Annotated in this window: 14 protein-coding genes and 1 pseudogene; 9 read left to right on the top strand and 6 right to left on the bottom strand. The window is 73.1% G+C overall.

All coding sequences use genetic code 11. From position 1 onward, the window contains the following. Positions 1-37 precede the first annotated feature (37 nt). The 8 genes and pseudogenes from ACZ4XJ_RS25975 (at position 38) to ACZ4XJ_RS25940 (ending at position 11,285) form a co-directional block, all read left to right on the top strand. The gene (locus ACZ4XJ_RS25975; RefSeq protein ID WP_468497559.1) at positions 38-1,312 is read left to right on the top strand and encodes a class-III pyridoxal-phosphate-dependent aminotransferase; all 1,275 of its coding nucleotides are present in this window, start codon (positions 38-40) and stop codon (positions 1,310-1,312) included. An 81-nt stretch (positions 1,313-1,393) separates the two neighbouring features. Beyond that, positions 1,394-1,681, top strand: a complete 288-nt coding sequence (locus ACZ4XJ_RS25970; RefSeq protein WP_468497558.1) for an acyl carrier protein — start codon at positions 1,394-1,396, stop codon at positions 1,679-1,681. Continuing rightward, positions 1,678-2,943 carry a beta-ketoacyl-[acyl-carrier-protein] synthase family protein gene (locus tag ACZ4XJ_RS25965; RefSeq protein ID WP_468497557.1) on the top strand — a complete coding sequence of 422 codons (1,266 nt, stop codon included), beginning with the start codon at positions 1,678-1,680 and terminating at the stop codon, positions 2,941-2,943. Before ACZ4XJ_RS25970 ends, ACZ4XJ_RS25965 begins: the two co-directional genes overlap by 4 nt. Positions 2,944-2,960: 17 nt before the next feature. Then, on the top strand, positions 2,961-4,028 hold the full coding sequence (locus ACZ4XJ_RS25960; RefSeq protein WP_468497556.1) for an SDR family oxidoreductase: 1,068 nt from the start codon (positions 2,961-2,963) through the stop codon (positions 4,026-4,028). A 61-nt stretch (positions 4,029-4,089) separates the two neighbouring features. Beyond that, the gene (locus ACZ4XJ_RS25955; RefSeq protein ID WP_362881516.1) at positions 4,090-4,608 is read left to right on the top strand and encodes an NADPH-dependent FMN reductase; all 519 of its coding nucleotides are present in this window, start codon (positions 4,090-4,092) and stop codon (positions 4,606-4,608) included. Positions 4,609-4,793: 185 nt separating this feature from the next. Continuing rightward, positions 4,794-5,507: a 2-phosphosulfolactate phosphatase gene (locus ACZ4XJ_RS25950; protein WP_468497555.1), complete on the top strand. Its 714-nt coding sequence runs from the start codon at positions 4,794-4,796 to the stop codon at positions 5,505-5,507. A gap of 283 nt (positions 5,508-5,790) precedes the next feature. Beyond that, positions 5,791-6,530 (top strand): annotated as a pseudogene (locus ACZ4XJ_RS25945) (adenosylcobinamide amidohydrolase). Between the two features lie 369 nt (positions 6,531-6,899). Next, a complete protein-coding gene (locus ACZ4XJ_RS25940; RefSeq protein WP_468497554.1) occupies positions 6,900-11,285 on the top strand; it encodes a molybdopterin-dependent oxidoreductase in 4,386 nt (1,461 codons plus the stop codon). Here the strand turns inward: ACZ4XJ_RS25940 and ACZ4XJ_RS25935 are convergent. The 6 genes from ACZ4XJ_RS25935 to ACZ4XJ_RS25910 all read right to left on the bottom strand — a co-directional run bounded on the left by ACZ4XJ_RS25935 (position 11,279) and on the right by ACZ4XJ_RS25910 (position 17,252). After that, a complete protein-coding gene (locus ACZ4XJ_RS25935; RefSeq protein ID WP_468497553.1) occupies positions 11,279-11,614 on the bottom strand; it encodes a hypothetical protein in 336 nt (111 codons plus the stop codon). The genes ACZ4XJ_RS25940 and ACZ4XJ_RS25935 overlap by 7 nt on opposite strands. Before the next feature lie 85 nt (positions 11,615-11,699). Beyond that, positions 11,700-12,074 (bottom strand): hypothetical protein, encoded by a 375-nt coding sequence (locus ACZ4XJ_RS25930; RefSeq protein ID WP_362881522.1) that lies wholly within the window; start codon positions 12,072-12,074, stop codon positions 11,700-11,702. 381 nt (positions 12,075-12,455) lie between these two features. Beyond that, positions 12,456-13,895, bottom strand: coding sequence for a serine/threonine-protein kinase (locus ACZ4XJ_RS25925; RefSeq protein ID WP_362881524.1), 1,440 nt, complete (start codon positions 13,893-13,895; stop codon positions 12,456-12,458). After that, positions 13,892-14,701 carry a serine/threonine protein kinase gene (locus ACZ4XJ_RS25920; protein ID WP_468497552.1) on the bottom strand — a complete coding sequence of 270 codons (810 nt, stop codon included), beginning with the start codon at positions 14,699-14,701 and terminating at the stop codon, positions 13,892-13,894. Before ACZ4XJ_RS25920 ends, ACZ4XJ_RS25925 begins: the two co-directional genes overlap by 4 nt. Before the next feature lie 517 nt (positions 14,702-15,218). Then, positions 15,219-16,199 (bottom strand): alpha/beta hydrolase, encoded by a 981-nt coding sequence (locus ACZ4XJ_RS25915; protein WP_362881527.1) that lies wholly within the window; start codon positions 16,197-16,199, stop codon positions 15,219-15,221. A 459-nt stretch (positions 16,200-16,658) separates the two neighbouring features. Then, entirely contained in the window at positions 16,659-17,252 is a 594-nt protein-coding gene (locus ACZ4XJ_RS25910; RefSeq protein WP_468497551.1) for a TetR/AcrR family transcriptional regulator, read from the bottom strand. 279 nt (positions 17,253-17,531) lie between these two features. Here ACZ4XJ_RS25910 and ACZ4XJ_RS25905 point away from each other — a divergent pair. Continuing rightward, positions 17,532-18,328 (top strand): M23 family metallopeptidase (locus tag ACZ4XJ_RS25905; RefSeq protein WP_468497550.1); only part of this gene is annotated, 797 nt, incomplete at its 3' end.

Here is an 18,328-nt window from a genome sequence, read left to right as displayed (position 1 = left end):
CGCGTCCACCGTTCCGCCGCTCCCCAGGAGGTCCCCCGTGGCCGACCCGTCCACGACCGTCCCGCCCACCGCCACCGCCACCGCCGCCGAGGTCTTCGACCAGCTCCGCCGGCACCAGTCCCCGAAACTGGCGCTGACCGGCAAGTTCGCCGGTCAGGGCGCCGTGGAGGCCAGTGCTCTGGGCTCCCGCGTCACCCTCTCCGACGGCCGTGCGGCACTCGACTTCGGTTCCTACGCCGTCGCCCTGCTCGGCCACCGCCACCCCGGTGTGGTGGCTGCCGTGGCCCGGCAGCTGGAGGTGATGCCGACGTCGACGCGCAGCCTCGCCAACCCGGTGGCGGCCCGGGCGGCGGCGCTGCTCTCCGCCTACCTCGGCGACCGGCTCCCCAAGGTGTACTTCGGCCTGAACGGTGCCGACGCCGTCGAGGTGTCGGTCAAGCTCGCCCGGCTCGCGACCGGCCGGGACCGGGTGCTCGCGGTGACCGGCGGCTACCACGGCAAGACGCTGGGCGCCCTGTCCCTGACGCACAGCCCGCTGTTCCGCGCCGGGCTGCGGGGCGCCGTCGTCGACGTGGTCCACATCGACCCGCAGGACCCGTACGCCGTCCGCGCGCAACTGGCGGCGGCTCCGGTGGCCGCCGTGGTGTTCGAACCCGTTCAGGGGGAGAACGGCGCGGCGCCGCTGCCCACCGACGTCCTGCGCCAGTGGTGCGAGGACGCCCACGCTGACGGCGCGTTCGCCATCGCCGACGAGATCCAGTGCGGGCTGCGCCGCTGCGGCGAGCGTTCGGTCGCCCTCGCCGACGGCCTGCCCGTCGACGCCGTGCTCGTGGGCAAGCCGCTCGGCGGCGGCGTGGTGCCGCTGTCCGCGGTGGTGTGCACCGAGGAGTTGTACGCCCCGCTGGCCCAGGACCCGTTCCTGCACTCGGCGACCTTCGGCGGCCACCCGTTGAGCTGCGCCGCGCTGCCCGCGGCCCTGGAGGCCGTCGAGGAACTCGCCGAACACGGGGCCAAGTTGTCGGCCCGGCTCGCGGACGGCCTGCGGGACCTCGGCGAACGCCACCCGCGGGTGATGGCCGGCCACCACGGCCGGGGGCTGCTGTGGGGCATCGACTTCACCACCCCCGCGGCGGCGGGCGAGGCCGTGGTCTCCCTGGCCAACAACGGGCTGCTCGTCTCGCCCTGCCTGGGCCGCCCCACCACGGTGCGGCTGCTGCCGCCGCTCGTCACGACCGAGGCGGAACTCGACGAGGCGCTCGACATCCTCGACACCGCACTGGCCGCGGCCGCCCCGGCGGGCCTGCCCGGCTGACCCCCACCGCCGCGGTCCCCCGTCGACCACGGCGCGAGCACGACCGTTCCCCACCCATCCACCACCCATCGGAGGACCCAGGTGAACCCCACCGAACCCACCACCGAAGCCCCCGTCGTCTCCCCCGAGGACCTGTTCGACCTCGTCCGCGAAACCATCGCCGACGTCCTCGGCACCAGTCCCGACGTCATCGTGGAGAGCACCGACCTGCGAACCGAGTACGGCATCGACAGCCTGGAGATGATGTCGATCGGCGCCCAGCTCGAACGCGCGCTCAACGTGCGGATCAAGGCCGAGGACCTGATGCGCGCCGAGACCGTCGGCCAGGCCGTCGCCTTCCTCGCGGAGCGTCGGGCGGGCCGTTCATGACCCGGCAGCACCCCGAGCCCGCCCCCGGCCCGGCGGGCGGACGCCCGCGCGTGGTCGTCACCGGGATCGGCGTGAAGTCCCCGGCGGGCCTCACCCTGGACGAGGTCATGGACACCGTCCTCGCGGCGCGCCCCACCGCCGCGGTGCACAAGGACCTGATCGAGTCCGGTTCGCCCGTGCACATCGCCTGCCGGGTACCCGAGTTCGACGTCACCTCGTACATCGCGCACCGCGAGCGCCGGCAGATCGACCGGCCGACGGAACTGGCCCTGTGCGCCGCCGCGGACGCCGTGCGGCAGGCCGCGCTGCCCGACCTGCCGCCCTCCCGGGTGGGCGTCCACCTCGGTACCGGCATCGGCGGACTCCCCACCATGGAGGGGCTGGTCCGGGACAACGACGCGAAGCCCACGTCCATGCCGGTGCACTCCGTGCCCCGGACCATGGCCAACTCGGCGGCGGCCCGCGTCGCGATGCGCTTCGGCTTCCAGGGCTCCTGCGTCACCTACGCCACCGCCTGCGCGAGCGGCGCCACCGCCATCGGGGAGGCCGCCCGCCGGATCCAGTACGGGGAGCTCGACGTCGCCGTGGCCGGCGGCTTCGACTCGGCGGTGACCACCTTCATGCTCAGCGGCTTCTCGCGGATGCAGGCCCTGTCCACCCGCAACGACGACCCGGACCGGGCGAGCCGCCCGTTCGACGCCGAGCGCGACGGGTTCGTCATGGGCGAGGGCGCGGCCGTGCTCGTACTGGAGCGGCGCGAGTCGGCGCTGCGGCGCGGAGCGACCATCCTGGGCGAGATCGCCGGCTACGCCACCAACGCCGACGCCCACCACATCGTGGCCCCGCACGCGGACGGCGCGGTCGCGGCGGCGTGCATGGCGCAAGCCATCGCGGACGCCGGACTGCTGCCGTCCGACATCGGCCAGATCAGCGCGCACGGTACGTCCACGCAGGCCAACGACCGGGCCGAGGCCGCCGCCATCCACCGGTGCTTCAACGGCCAGGCACCGCCGGTGACCGCCGTGAAGGGCGTCACCGGGCACCTCATCGGCGGCTCGGGAGCGTTGGAGGCCGCGATCGCCCTGGTCTGCGCCGAGCGGCGGCTCGTACCTCCGGTCGCCAACCTCACCACCGCGTCGGAGGCGGACCGGATCGACGTGGTCGCCGGAGCGCCGCGCCGGGTCGACGCCGCCCCGGTGCTCTCCAACTCCTTCGGCTTCGGCGGACAGAACGTCTGCCTGGTCCTGCAGCCCGCCACCTGAACCCCAGGAGCCTTGCCATGCGCATCCTCGTCACCGGCGCCTCGGGTGTCGTCGGCACCGAAGTGGCCGAGCGCCTCGTCGCGGAGACCGCCTCCACCTCGGGCCGCGCCGGACCCGCCATCGTCCGTACCGCGCGCCGTGCGGCCGGCGGCGCCACCGATCCGCTGACCGCGCCCGTCCCGTGGGACATCGGCGCCGCACCCGCCCCGGACCCGCTCACCGACCGGCCCTGGGACGTCATCGTGCACACCGCGGCGTCGACCCGGTGGACCATGACCCGTCAGGAGGCCACCGACGCCAACATACGGACGCTGCGGTCGGTGCTCGCGCTCGCCGGACCGGACACCCACGTCGTCCACGTCTCCACCGCGTACGTCGGCGGCGTACGCGCCCCCGAGGACCTCAGGGGGGAGGAGTTCGAGGGCTACCGCAACGGCTACGAGTGGTCGAAGGCCGCCTGCGAGGAGATCGTGACCGGCGAGCACCGCGGACCGGCGACGATCGTCCGCCCGCCGCTGGTCCTGGGCCGGCGCGGCGACGGCGCCATCGGCCGCTTCTCCGGCCCGTACAGCCTCTTCCCGGCGCTGGTCTCCGGCCTCGCGGCGGTCGTCGTCGGCGACCCGGACGGCTACGCCGAGATCGCTCCCGTCGACGAGGTCGCCGAGGTGGTCGCGGGCGCCGCCCTCGGCGCCCCGCCCGGGTCGCCGCGCACCGAGGTGATCTCGTCCGGGCAGGACAGCATGCGCCTCGCCGACCTGGTCCGCATCACCTGCGACACGCTCAACGCGTTCCGGGCCGAGCACGGCGTGGATCCGATCGCGCAGCCGCCGACCGTGTCCACGGACAGCTGGAACCGTTTCTTCCTGCCGTTGGCCGCGCAGTGGCTCTCCCCCGTCCAGCAGGAGGCCGTGAGGCTGCTGGCGATGTTCCAGAGCTACACCAGCATGAGCGAGCCGTTCGAACCCACCCACAAGGTCCTCGACCCGGGCGGGGTGATGGCGGCGTCGGTGCTGCACTGGGCGCGGAGCAAGCCCCGTCAGGCCCTCGGCCGTACCGTGCCGTGGACGTTGATCGACGCCGCATGAGGGACGGGGGCCCGCCGCCGGCGTCCCTGCCGCCACCCGCCCGAGGAAAGGACGACCGACCGTGCACGCCCTGCTGATCAGCGGAAGCCCCCGGGTGGGCTCCGGCACCACCGCGCTGGCCGCGTTGGTGGGCGACGCCCTGCGCACCCGGGGAGCCACCGTCACGTCCCTCGAACTGGCGCGGGCGGCGGGGCCGCGCCCGCGGGACCTGCCCCGGACCTACGACGCCGTCGTGCTGGCCAGCCCCGTCCACCACGGCAGCTACTCGGGCCTGCTCAAGGTGGCGTTGGACGAGGTGCCGGGCGACTGGCTGGCCGACACGGCCGTCGGCGTCCTCGCGCACGGCGCGGGCCCGCGGACCGGCAGCGTGGTGTGCGAGCACCTGCGTACGGTGGCCAGGGCGCTCGGGGGGTGGGTGGCCCCCACCCAGATCGCCTCGTGTCCCGCCGACTTCGTCCCCGGGCCGCACGGCGCCGCCCCCGCGCCGGACGAGCCCCTGCTGCGGCGCTGCCAGGCCCTCGCCGCGGAACTGCACCGCTGCGCGACGATGCTCCGCACACCGGTCGCGGAACCCGTCTGACCCCACGCCATCCGTGCGCGCCACGAAGCCCCGACGCCCCGACGCCCCCGCCAGGCCCCCGACCGGGGGCCTCGGGGCGCACGGCGTCCGAGCGGCTCCGCCCCGGCCGGACGCCCCCGAAGGGGTCGGTGTGAGGCCCGTCACGGCCCGGCCGTCCCGGGGTCGGCATGCGTGATCATGGCCGGATGGACGCTCGTTTCCTCGGCATCGGGGACCTGGCCGAGACCCCCTCCGTGGCGGTCGTGGTCGACGTCATGCGCGCCTACACGGTGGCCGCCTGGGCGTTCGCCCGCGGCGCGGAGAAGATCGTCCTCGCCGAGTCCCTGGAGGAGGCCCTGGCGCTCAAGGACCGGCATCCGGACTGGGTGGCGCTCAAGGACGGTCCGCCCGCGCCCGGCTTCGACGCCGTGAACTCGCCGGGCCTGCTGCGCTCCGTCGACCTCGGCGGGCGCACCGTCGTGCAGAAGACCACGGCGGGCACGGTCGGCGCCCTCGCGGTCAAGGACGCCTCCCTGGTGCTGTGCGCCGGTTTCGTGGTGGCGGAGGCGACGGCCCGGCTCCTGCGGACGCGCGGGGGCGACAGCGTCACGTTCGTGGTGACCGGCGAGGACGGTCGGGCCGAGGAGGACCTGGCCTGCGCCCAGTACATCGCCGGCCGGGCGAGCGGGGCCGCGACGGACGCGGCCGGGTACCTCCGCCGCGCCGCCGACTCGCGGGCCGCCGGCGAGTTGACGCGGGGGGTTCGTCAGGGCGCCCATCCCGACGACGTCGCGCTCTGCCTCGAACTCGACCGCTTCCCCTTCGCCATGGTGGCGACCCCGGAGGGCCCGCTCATGGTCCTCCGCCCGCTCGACGTGCCGGCGGGCACCGCCGGCAGCGGTGGCGTCGTCGACCGGTGAGGCCGGGGGGAACTCCGGACCGACAAGTTGCGCGTCGCCCGCGCCGACCTGCGCGCCGGTCGCATCGACACCGCCGCGCACGGGGTCCGCGCGGGCCTCACGACCGACGGCCCCTGACCCACCCGGTGGCCGGCCGGGGACGGATGCCCGTCGCGGTGTCCGTCCCCGGTTGGGCCGCACACCGGCGCGGGCCGACCCGGCCCGCGCCGGCGCTCCGACCCGGCCGGCACCGCCGCGGTACGACGGGTTCCGGCCGGTGATCCGCGGCGGGATAGGGTGCGGCATGTCCTCCGCGCCGCTCGACCTGTCCTCGCTGGAGCGCCTGCCGCTCCTCTCACGCGTGGAGGACGGCCGGGCGCTGCCGATGCTCCTGTGGGTGCCCGGCCGCAGCCGTCGCATGATCTCCAGCGCACCCCTGGGCGGGGGCATCGGCGAGCGCCGATGGGTGCTCAACGCCCAAGTGGCCCACGGATACCGCCGGATGGATCCGGACGTGCACCTCGCCGAACTCGCGGCGCGGGCCGGGGCCCCGGGGTCGGGTGTGGGGCTCATGACCGCCGCCTCGGTCGCCGATCACGGCCGCGCCTCCGACGGGGGCGTGCAGGCCGTGGCGTCCGCCGGACTCGGCGTACGCGGCTGGGCGCCGACCCGGCGCCGGGCGTGCCGGGGCCGAGGCCGGCGGGGACGATCAACATCGTCGTGTCGGTACCCGTCGCCTTCTCCGACGCGGCCCTGGTCAACGCGGTCGTCACGGCCACCGAGGCCAAGGTCCAGGCGCTGCGCGACGCGGGGGTGGATGCCTCCGGCACGCCGACCGATGCCGTGTGCGTCGCCGCGCCCCGGCCCTCCGTAGGGCGGCCGGGTGAACCCTTCGCGGGTCCCCGGTCGGTCTGGGGGGCGCGGCTGGCGCGGGCCGTGCACGAGGCGACGTACCGGGCGTGTCTGCGCAGCGAGGACCCCGGGCGGCTCCTGGCCGCGGGACGGGCGAGGGGCCGCTCGGGGGACGACCTCAGCGGTGGGTGACGTTCGGGGACCTCTTGTCGACGAAGGCGCTCATGCCCCCCCTTCCGGTCGGCGGTGGCGAGCACGGCGCGGAACGGGCGGCGGTCCGGGTTCGCGGTCGCACCGGAGACGGCCGACGCTCTCCACTGTCGTCGCTGCCGCAGGCGGCTCCGATCCGCAGGCCGGACGGCGCCCATTCTGCTTGCTCGTGCGCGCCGCTCACATCCGACGCGGGCGTACTGTGCGGCCCGGTTTACACTTAGTGCCCCCGGGTCGTGACGGCCCGGAAACGCGCTCTTCCTACGGTCCTGAACGTGGGAACCGTCCCACCCCTGCCGCAGCCGACCGGCACACCGGAACAGGGCCGTGTCCCAGGTGGGAGGAGCCTTCGTGACGACGTCGGATTCGAAGGCGGAGCGGGTGCGGACGGTCTGCTCGTACTGCGGCGTCGGTTGCGGCGTCGTGCTCGACGTCACCCGGGACGCGTCGACCGGGCGGCGTACGGTCGAGAAGGTCGTCGGCGACACGTCGCACCCGACGAACTTCGGACGGCTCTGCACCAAAGGAGCCACGAGCGCGGACCTGATGGCGGCCCCCGGGCGCGCGGCCACGGCGCTGATCCGGCCCGAGCGCGGCGCCGCGGCCGTCGAAGCGGACCTCGACGAGGCCATCACGACGGTGGCCGGGCGACTCCGGTCGCTGCTGGACGAGTACGGTCCCGACGCACTCGCGTTCTACGTCTCCGGGCAAATGTCCCTGGAGGCACAGTACTTGGCGAACAAGCTCGCCAAGGGCTTCGTCCGGACGAACCAGATCGAGTCCAACTCCCGCCTGTGCATGGCCAGTGCGGGCACCGGCTACAAGCTCTCGCTGGGCGCCGACGGGCCCCCGGGCTCCTACCAGGACTTCGACCGGGCCGACACGTTCCTCGTGATCGGCGCGAACATGGCCGACTGCCACCCGATCCTGTTCCTGCGCATGATGGACCGGGTCAAGACCTCCGGCGCCAAGCTGATCGTCGTCGACCCCCGGCGCAACGCCACGGCCGACAAGGCCGACCTGTTCCTCCGGATCGAACCGGGCACGGACCTGGCCCTGTTGAACGGCCTCCTCCACCTCCTGGTGGAGAACGGGCACACCGATGAGGCGTTCATCGCGGAATTCACCGATGGTTGGGAGGAGACGCGTTCCTTCCTGGCCGAGTACCCGCCCGCGAAGGTCGCCGAGATCACCGGAATTCCGGAGGCCGACATCCGGCGGGCCGCGCAGTGGATCGGCGAGGCGGGTGAGTGGATGAGTTGCTGGACGATGGGACTCAACCAGTCCGTCCACGGCACCTGGAACACCAACGCCCTGGTCAACCTGCACCTCGCGACGGGCGCGATCTGCCGCCCCGGCTCCGGACCGTTCTCGCTGACCGGTCAGCCCAACGCGATGGGCGGTCGCGAGATGGGATACATGGGCCCCGGTCTGCCCGGCCAACGCTCCGTGCTGGTGGACGCGGAGCGTGCGTTCGTCGAGGAGTTGTGGGGTGTCGAGGCAGGCACCCTGCGCACCGACGTGGGACGCGGAACGGTGGAGATGTTCGAGCGGATGGCCGCCGGGGACATCAAGGCCTGTTGGATCATCTGCACCAACCCGGTCGCCTCCGTCGCCAACCGCAAGACGGTCATCGCCGCCCTGGAGGCCGCCGAACTGGTCATCACGCAGGACGTGTTCGCCGAGACCGAGACGAACGCCTACGCCGACGTCACCCTCCCCGCCACCCTGTGGGCGGAATCGGATGGCGTCATGATCAATTCTGAACGGAACCTCACCCTGGTCCGAGGCGTCGTCGATCCGCCCGGGCAGGCCCTGCCCGACTGGGAACTCATCGCCCGCGTCGCGTGCGCGTTGGGTTTCGCCGACGCCTTCACGTACGCGAGCGCCGAGGACGTCTTCGAGGAGCTCAAGCGCGCCTGGAACCCGACGACGGGTTGGGACCTGCGGGGGGTCACCTACCCACGTCTGCGCGAGACCCCGGTCCAGTGGCCGGCCCCGCCGCCGCCTCCCCACTCCGTGGACAGCGGTACCGGTACCGAGACGGTCGCCGGTACCGGTACCGAGACGGTCGCCGGTGCCAGTTCCGACCTGGTCGCCCACACCGGTACCGACGACCGCAACCCCATCCGCTACCTCAACGACGGCATCAGCCAAACGCTCCTGGTGCGCGAGGACGGAACCCGGCCCCGGCTCGCGTTCCCCACCCCCTCCGGCCGCGCCCGGTTCTTCGCCCGCCCGCACCTGCCGGCCGCCGAACTCCCCGACGGTGAGCACCCGTTCGTCCTGAACACCGGACGCCTCCAGCACCAGTGGCACACCCTCACCAAGACCGGCAAGGTCGCCAAGCTCAACAAGCTGAACCCCGGCCCCTTCGTCGAACTCCACCCGGAGGACGCCGCCGCCATGGGCGCCGAGGAGGGCGACCACATCGAGGTCGCCTCCCGGCGCGGTCGCGCGGTGCTGCCCGCCGTCGTCACCGACCGGGTCAGCCCCGGGAACTGCTTCGCGCCGTTCCACTGGAACGACTTGTTCGGGGAGTACCTCAGCATCAACGCCGTCACCAGCGACGCCGTCGACCCGCTCTCGTTCCAGCCCGCGTTCAAGGCCTGCGCCGTGGCACTGCGGGTCGTGGCCGCCCCGCAGTCGCGGGAGACCCACCCCGGCCCGACGTCGCAGCGCCCCGGCACGCCGACGCCGCGACCCCACGACCTGCCCGCCGCGGCGCGGGCCGGCGAGGCGACCACCGCCGTCTCCGCACTGGCCACCCTGTTCGGCCTGCCCGAACTCACTGGGCCACCGTTGGCGGAGACGGAGCGCACCTACCTGGCCGGCTACCTGTCGGGGCTCTCCGCGGCGCCGCCCACCGGCGTCCCGGTCCTGCCCGCGGGCGCGCCCTTCGCCGCCGGTACGGCGCTGTGGGTCGACGGTGTGCTGGCCGGCATGTTCTCCCGTACGGCCGGCCCCGACGCTCCCCCGCCTCCCGCAGTCCCGGCGCGGTCCGGCGACGCCGGGTCCGGATCGGCCGCGCCCAGGAAACTGCTCGTGCTGTGGGCATCGCAGACCGGCACCGCCGAGGAGTTCGCGACCGCCGCGGCCGCCCGGCTCACCGAGTCCGGTCTCAGCCCGACGCTGCTCGCCATGGCCGAAACCGCACCCGAACAGTTCACGACCGATACCGATCTGCTCCTCGTCACCAGTACCTTCGGCGACGGTGACAGCCCCGACAACGGGGCGAGCTTCTGGCAAGCCCTCGCCGCACCCGGCACCGTCCTGCCCGACGGGCTGCGGTACTCCGTGTTGGCCTTCGGCGACTCCGGCTACGCCGACTTCTGCGGACACGGCCGCCGCTTGGACGAACGCCTCGCGGAACTCGGCGCCACCCGCCTGCACCCGCGCACCGAGTGCGAGCCCGACCACGACGAGAGCGCCGGCCAGTGGCTCGACCGGATCGCCGACGCCCTCACCGCCGTGCCCGACCTCCCGCCCGCGCCGCCCCGGGCTCGCCCGACCGCCACCACGGCGGGGTCCGCGAGCCCGCCTCCCGCCCCTGCGAATCCGTCGTCCGTGACGTCCGCCGGCGGTCCGGCGGCGGTCCGACCGCCCGCACCCGCCGGCCACTCGAAGGCGTCTCCCTTCGCGACCCTGCTCGTCGGAAACCGGCTGCTCAGCCTGCCCGGAGCCCAGAAGGAGGTACGGCAGTTCGCCTTCGACACCCGCGGGGGCGAACTCCCCTACGAGGCCGGTGACGCCCTCGGGGTGTGGCCGGTCAACGGCTCCGCGCTCGTGGCGGAGTGGCTCGCCCTCACCGGTCTCGACCCCGACGAGGTCATCACCCTGCCGAACAGCGGGGACACCCCCCTCGTCGAGGCGTTGCGGACCCGCTTCGACTTGGCCCGCATCACCCCGGACCTCCTCAAGTTCGTCGTCGCGCGCACCGGTGACCGCGGTCTCCAACGGCTCCTGCGGCCCGACAACAAGGACGAGTTGGCGAAGTGGAGCTGGGGCCGGCAAGCCGCCGACGTCATAGGCGCCTTCCCCGTACGGGCCTCCGGCGCCGAATGGGCCGGAGTCCTCAAGCCCCTCCGGCCCCGGTTGTACTCCATCTCCTCCAGCCCGCTCGCGCACCCGGGCGAGGTCCGCCTGACGGTGTCGGTCGTCCGCTACACCAACGGCACGGGACGGGACCGCAAGGGTGTCTGCTCCACCTACCTGGCGGATTCCGCCGACGACGGCCCGGTCCAGGTGTTCGTCCAACGCGCGCCGCACTTCCGCCCTCCCGCGGGCCCCACCACCCCGATGATCATGGTCGGGCCGGGCACCGGTGTCGCGCCGTTCATCGGATTCCTGGAGGAGCGGCGGGCCCTGGGGCACACCGGCCCCAACTGGCTGTTCTTCGGCGAGCAGCACGAGGCGACCGACTTCTACTACCGCCAGGACCTGGAGGACTTCCGCTCCGGCGGCCACCTCGCCCGCCTCGACGTCGCCTTCTCCCGCGACCAGCGCAACAAGATCTACGTCCAGGACCGGATGCGCGAGCACGGCCCGCGCCTGTGGCGGTGGCTCCGGGACGGCGCCCACCTCTACGTCTGCGGGGACGCCGGTCGCATGGCCAAGGACGTGGACCGGGCCCTGCACGAGATCGTCGCCGCCCACGGCTCGATGGACCAGGAATCGGCCGCCGCGTACGTCCGCCGGCTGGCCACCGACAAGCGCTACGTCCGCGACATCTACTGACCGGCCCGGCCCGCCCGGCCGAGGGGCTCCCGGCCCGGGGCGCGGCCGGCCGCGGTGGCCGCGTGGAGCACGGCGGACCGGCCCGCCCGGCCGAGGGGCTCCCGGCCCGGGGCGCGGCCGGCCGCGGTGGCCGCGTGGAGCACGCCGGGCGCGGCGGCGTCGGTCCCGGGGGCCGCGTCCAGGAGGGCCCGGGTGGCGTCGGCGGCTTCGGCGGGGGTGGGCGCGAACGGCACGTTCCGTACGGTGACGGTCGTACCGTGCGCCCTGCCCCAGTCCTCGGTCGCACTGACGCGGGGGCTCCGCTCCCCCGCCCTTCCCTGCTGCCGCACCTGCTCCGACCGTGCCGCAGTCCCCCTGCGCCGTCTCTCGACGAGGCGGCGCAGAGGGATACGCCGGTCCTTGCCCGAGCTCGGTTCAGCCGCGCGGCTCCGTGCGGTGGTCGAAGTACGCCCACGCGAAGATCCCGAGCAGCGCCACGACGCCCACGGTCGGGTACTGCACCGCTGCGTGTGTGTCCCGGGTGAGGAACCCGGCCAATCCCGCCGCCAGGGCGCCGCCCAGCATCACCATGCGGCTGGCGAGGAGCTGGCCCGGGTCCACGCCCTCGCGTTCGGAGAACAGCCCGTTCACCGCCGCCCTCGCCGGCCGGGCGTCGCCTCTGCGTTTCTTCGACCGGTACTCCAGCGCGTAGCCGATCAGCAGGTAGAGCGCGAAGATCGCTGCGATCCATGCCCAGTCGGACGGATCGTCCGAGCCCCGAGCCAGTGACACCTTCAACTCCGCATTCATCCCCAACTCCTCTCCGTACAGCACCGGATGCCCTTCCCTTGCGATCACATGTACGTGGGTTCACGCCCTGATCACACGGGTCCCCGACGATCCGCGGGGTGATCGGCCACGTGCCACGAGCCCGCTGGTGACGGGCTTTCCGGGGGAGGAGCGGCCGCTTCGGATCCGTCTCCGCCACGCTCAGTCGCTCATGGCCTGCGAGAGTGTCCAGGTGCTGGTTCCCGCACCCTCGTCGACCCGCGCGGGATGGCCGCTGCGGCGGCGCTGGAACGGTGCGCGGCAGGTGCGTCCGTCATCGACGCGGGCTCAGACCTACGCCTTCCCCGGCGCAGAGCGTTGCGCCCACCGCTGGTCGGGCTACGGCCGTACCGGCCGGGAGCGTCAGCGCCCGGTCGCGGGGTGCGCGCACTCCTGCAGCGCCGGGCGGTCCTTGGTGCGGACGGCGGGGAGCCACGCTGTCGGGGGTGTGGAGCCGGGCGGGAGGCGGACGTGGAACCAGCGGGTGGACTGCAGGTCCGCCTCGTCGATGACGACCCGGCCGTCGGGCAACTGGCAGTCGACCGCGAGGACGTCGCCGTGCCACACCCGGGACGGTACGACGTTGTCCGCGGTGTACTGGCGCATCGGGTCGATCGCCAGGCCCAGACTGCACTGCGGGTCCCGGTCGGCCCGCTCCTGGCAGCCCTTCTCCGCATTGAACACCCGGATCGTGCCGGCCGCCGCGCCCTCCGGGCCGTCCGGTGCGGAGGAGCTCGGCCGTGCCGCGTCCGACCACAGGGTCGTACCGGCGATCCCGCAGAGCGCGGTGGTGAGGATCGCGGCGCGGGCCCGACCCCACAGCCGCCCCGCGCCCCTCCCGCGCGCCTCCTGTTCGGCGGTGATGCGGGCGAGCAGGCTCCCGGCGGTGTGCGGGGCACGCGCCGCGTGGGTCGGGGCGAGGCAGTCGGCGGCGAGCTCGCGCCAGAACGGCGGCACGGCCTGGTCCATACGCAGCGGCGCGCGCCCTTCGCCGTACTCCTGGACAGCGGCGCCCCGTGCCATGGGCGTGGCGCCGGAGAACGGGGAGGCGCCGGAGCCGAACACCTCGTGGATGATGATGCCCAGGGCCCAGATGTCGGCACTGGGCCGGACCTTCACGCCCAGCTCCCCGAGGGGTGCCCGCCAGCGCTCGGGCGGAAGGTAGTCCAAGGTGCCCATGGGGGGCGCGTACCCGAACGTTCCCGTCATCCGGGTGGCCAGCCCGAAGTCCGAGAGCTTCACGGAACGGCTGCCGTCCAGCAGGACGTTCTCCGGCTTGAGGTCGGCGTGGACCCAACCCGACCGGTGGAGGTGGGCGAGTCCCTCGCAGATCCCCACGATCAGCCGGGCGCGGTCGGCGTCGGCCACGCCGGCGTCGAGGAGTTCCCGCAGGCTGCCCGCGGCCCGCTCCATGACCAGCACGATCGCCCCGTCCAGGGCGGGGCGGTCCGGCGCCTCCAGGACGAAGGAGTCCAGGAGGCGGATCAGCCGCGCGTGCCCGGCCCTGCGTCCCAGTTCGACCTCCCGGCGGGCGGACTCCACGATCCTGCGCGTCTGGCGCGGGGCATACCCGGCGGTCGGCATGATTTTGAGAGCGATCTCGGCGGGTGCCGCGGACGGGTGCGCGGGGGCCCGGCCGGTCCGGTCCGGGTACCGGTCGGCGGGCCGTGCGGCGTAGACCGTGGACCAGCCTCCGGCCCCGATCAGCTCGGTGATCGTCCAGTCCTGCACCCGGTGGCCGGGCGGGAGCAGGTCCGTGCCGTCGCATTCCGTGATGTCGCGCAGGGCGTCGGGCGTCGTCATCGCACGGCCTGCCGCTCCCGCCCGCCGGCCCCCGTCAGGGGTGGCAGCAGCGGCAGGTGCTCCTCGCGCACGAGCCCGAACCGCAGGGCGAGGCCGACGATCTCCTCCCGCTTGCCGTTGCGGCGGTCGCCCTTGCCGGGTTCGCGCGGGTCCGAGGCGCCGATGCGCAGCTTCTCCTCGGCGAGGTAGTCGATGTGCGAGCTGACCGCTCGCGCGGTCAGGGTGGCGCAGGCGACGTGGCCCCTGAGCCGTTCGACGATCTGGGGCGTGGTGGGGACCGCGATGCGGGACTGGTCGCGCAGGCGCGGTTCGCAGAGCGCGAGGAGGACCAGGAAGTAGGTGGCCGTCTCGTCCAGCGAGTAGGCGGTGACGGTCAGGCGGCCCCAGGGGGCGCCCATGTCCTCCGGGTCCAGGTAGACGTGATCGGGAGCGAACACCTGGAAGGAGACGGGGACATCGCTGCGGGTGGGCAGCACGACGCGCGAGAACTCGAACGGGACGGGTGCCCCGACCCGGCGGGGCGGGACCCTCAGGTACTCCCCGGCGCCCTCCGGGTTCTCCACGAGGTAGCTGTGGGTGGTGCTGTGGTTCGTCAACTGCCAGTGGTCGTCGATCACGCGGATCTCCCCGGCGAGCCGGGAGATCGCCGCGTCGGCGAGGCGGAGCTCCACGGGGATCTTCGCGGATCCGCGTCCGAAGCGGGCGACTTCGCCCGGTCCGAGGCGTAACGTCACCGCATCGCCGTACGGTTCACCGCCGTCGGCGCCACTACACCCCTGCGGCAGATGGACGACTACACCGCTCACCGCTCCCCCCGTTCCACGCGTCGTGCCGGACCGTGAGTGGAACAGTACTCATCTTTCAGTGAAGTTCATCGGCGCACTTCAGCCACTTCGGCCAGGGCGGTCCGCCGGGTCGGACAGCCCGCACCGGCTGCCCCGGGAGGCCCTCCGGGCCCCTTGTCGGGAGGCTCGCCGGCCCTCTCCTCGCGGGTGGCTCCCCCGGTGTCCCCGGTCACTCCGGCCCTCGTGCGGTGATGGTGGTTTGGGGTCGTTTTCGACTCTCCGGCGAGCGGTTCGGGGGAAGTTGCCGCGCCGCGGCGAGCGGGCGCGGCATACCGCCACCGCGGGCGGCTGTGCGGGATCGGCCCGTGCGCCCCCGGTCGCGGACGTCGCGTACGGGATGTGCCGGGGTGGGGAAGGTCACCGTGCCGGAGGGGGGCACGGCCCCGCGGAACCGCCCTTCCACCCCTTTAGCGTGGCGCGATCCGCACTCCGGGCCCTGCGCAGACGGTCGATGGGGACATCACGCGAGGTCTCCCCTTCACGCCTTGCGCAGGCGGTCGATGACGCCGTTGATGTCGCGCTCCAGCAGATGCCGGCGGACCCAGTGGCCGCCGTCCACCTCATGCTGCTCGTAGGGGATGCCCGCGCGGTCGAGGTGCCACTTGAACTCCCGCTGGGTGGCGAGCACCAGGGTCTCGTTGGCGTAACCCTGGATGTCCTGGGGGCTGGTGCCGGCAACCAGGAAGACCCGCTTGTGCCGGTAGCTCTCGACGCGCTCGCACGGGTTGTCCGCGCTGACCCGGGCCTGGTCCCAGAAGGGCGCGCCATAGATGCTGCCGCCGTTCAGTTCCACGGCGGCGGAGGAGAGGTTGGCCCAGTGGGTCACCAGGTCACCGTTGCCCCCGCGCAGGTTGGCCGGGCCGGAGTGGGCGCTGACCGAGGCGAAGTGGCCGTAGTACTTGGCCGCGTACTTCAGGGCGCCGAAGCCGCCCATGGAGAACCCGGAGACGGCGCGGCCGTCGTACTCGGCGTAGGTGCGGAAGTTCGCGTCGATCCACGGGATCAGCTGCCCGATGTGGAAGTACTCCCAGTTCCGGGCGCCGATGTTGGAGCTCACCGCGTTGGAGTACCAGCCGGCGCGCCCGCCGTCGGGCATCACGACGATGAGGTCCTTCCAGGCCGTCAGACCCCGGATGTCGTGGTGCGCGTCGAAGGTGATGAAGTCCTCCAGGCCACCGTGGAGCAGGTAGAGAACGGGGTAGCGGCGCCCGCTGGTGTGGTAGCCGTCGGGGAGCAGCACGTTGACGGCCGGGGTCCAGCCGCCGATGGCGGAGGTTTGGAACCGGTAGTACCACATCCGGTGATCCTGCTCGTTGCGTTCCGTGACGCGCAGGAAGTCGTCGGCCGCCGAGGCCGCCGACGTCGACGCGAGGACGCCGCCGGCTCCCAGGGCCGCCGCGGCGGCGAGCCCGCCCGCGGACGTGAGGATGCTCCTGCGGGTGGGGTTCTGCGTGGTCAAGGTGACCTCCTGTGGGCGAGCTGACGGGGGATCCGGTTGCCGTCCCGGCGGCACCGGCGGTTTGGAGGCTAGTGATCACCACCCGGGAGGAGTATCCGGAACCTTACGGACTGACAGAACCGGCTCGCGTCCTCTAGGGCCTGCGTGGTGCCGTGAGGGCAACTTGCCCGACGGACCCGACGGGCAAAGCGCGCGAGCCTTAGCGGGAGGGGCCGCGGGTGACCATCCGTAATTCTCCGGATCCCCGGGCCGTGTCCCTCTCGGTAGCTTTCAGCGCGATCACACTGTGACCCGGCGCGACCGCGACGGGTCCCTTTTCCGTAGTGCCTCGTACCGCTACCGACCAGGAGCACGTTGTGAGCGCACACCGTCCCTCCCGCAGAGCCGCCCGTCCCGTCCCGTCGGACGTGGGCGGCCCGATCACCCGCGACGAGATCCTTCTCCGTGCCCGGCCCGGGACTACGGCTGGATCGAACGCCAGATGCGGTCGGACAGGACACGGGTGGCCTCGGTGAGGTCGATGTCCTGCGGGGTGGCCAGCCAGCGGTGGGCGGCCACCGCCACCGGCCCGACGACCAGGACCTCCAGCAGCGCATCGGGCAGCGCCGCGATCTCACCCGCCTCGACCCACGGCCGCAAATGGTCGGCGACGCGCGGAAAGTGGTCCGGCTCGACCCCGCGGGCCGGGTCCGCGCGGACGGCCAGGTAGCTGGAGTAGGCCGAGCCGTGCAGGAACCGGGCCATCTCCGGGTTCTCCCTGGTGAACCGCAGGTACGCGGTCACCAGTGCGCGGATTCCGGTACGGGCGCTCCTGGCCCGGCCGAAGGCGGTGAGGACCTCGCCGTACTGCCGCTCCAGACAGCGCGAGTAGAGCGCGGCGGCCAGGCCGTCGACGCTGCCGAAGTGGTGGTACAGGCTGCCCAGGCTGACCCCGCTGGCCGAGGTGATCGCGTGGACCGTGAAGCCGGCCTGGCCCTCGGCTGCGTACACCTGGAGTGCCGCGGCCAGCAAGCGTTCGACGGTGATCTCGCCACGGGACTGCTTCATTGCCATGGGCGGAGAGTTTAGTGCGCGACCGGAAGTGTGCGCCGGGTGACGGATTTCGGGCCCCGCCGCGGTCGCGCGCCGGGGCGGGCCGACCAGTGAGAACCGCCCGGCCTGACGGCCGCTTCGGACGGGTCGGGCCGTGTTGCTCCGGCAGCGTCATCCCGCCAAACTAAAATACTTTTCTAGAAACTTGTTCCATATCCGGGCCCCGAGGAACCATACTGACGCCGTTCCGCGGCCCCGAGTCGTACGGCCTTCAGGGTCCATCCCACTCCGAGGAGACGCATGAGAATCACACGGGTCGGCCTCCTGGCAGCGGCGGCGGCAGCGCTGCTGCTCGCACCGATCGCGCCCACGCCCGCCTCGGCCTCCGCCCCGGCTCGACAGGTGAACGCGGCGGCGGACCGGCCGGACTTCTTACTTCCGTTCCCCTGTAGCAGCGTGATCGAAGTGAAGACCTACCGAGGTCACAACCCGGACGACAAGAAGATGGACATGTACCGGCAGGGCATGCGAGAGGGCAGCCCCGTCCTGGCCTCGGCCGACGGCTACGTGCACGAGACCTTCTCGCCGGGCGGGCTGGAGATCCGGCACGGCGGCGGATGGTTCACCACGTACATGCACATGACCGGCGTGGCGAGGGAAGGCACGTGGGTCAAGCGCGGCGACGTGGTCGGCTACATGGGGGACGTCGGTTCGGAAGGCAGGCCCCACCTGCACTACGAGCAGCTCTACAACCCCAGCAGCGACCAGGACGCCGACAACCAGCACATCGTCAACCCCGTCCTTCAGGGACAGGGGCCGCTGGTCCTGAACCCCGACAGCCCGATCACCATGACGAGCACGAACTGCGGTGTGTCCGCCGGCAGTAGCCTGTTCGCCCAGTCCCCGGACCGTTCCGCCGTGTTCCAGTGGTCCGGCAACGGGACGACCTGGAACAAGGTCGGCGGAGCAGCCGGAACACTCTTCGCCGGCGGAGCAGGCCTCTTCGCCACCAACCCCACCAACGGCGACCTCTACAAAATGAACGGCCCCAACAACTGGGCCAAGATCGGCGGACCCGCCAAAACCTTCGCCGTCAC

The sequence above is a fragment of the Streptomyces sp. NPDC029836 genome (assembly GCF_055574495.1).
The sequence above is the reverse complement of the archived record's forward strand: the minus strand, read 5'-3'. Positions and strand labels throughout refer to the sequence as shown.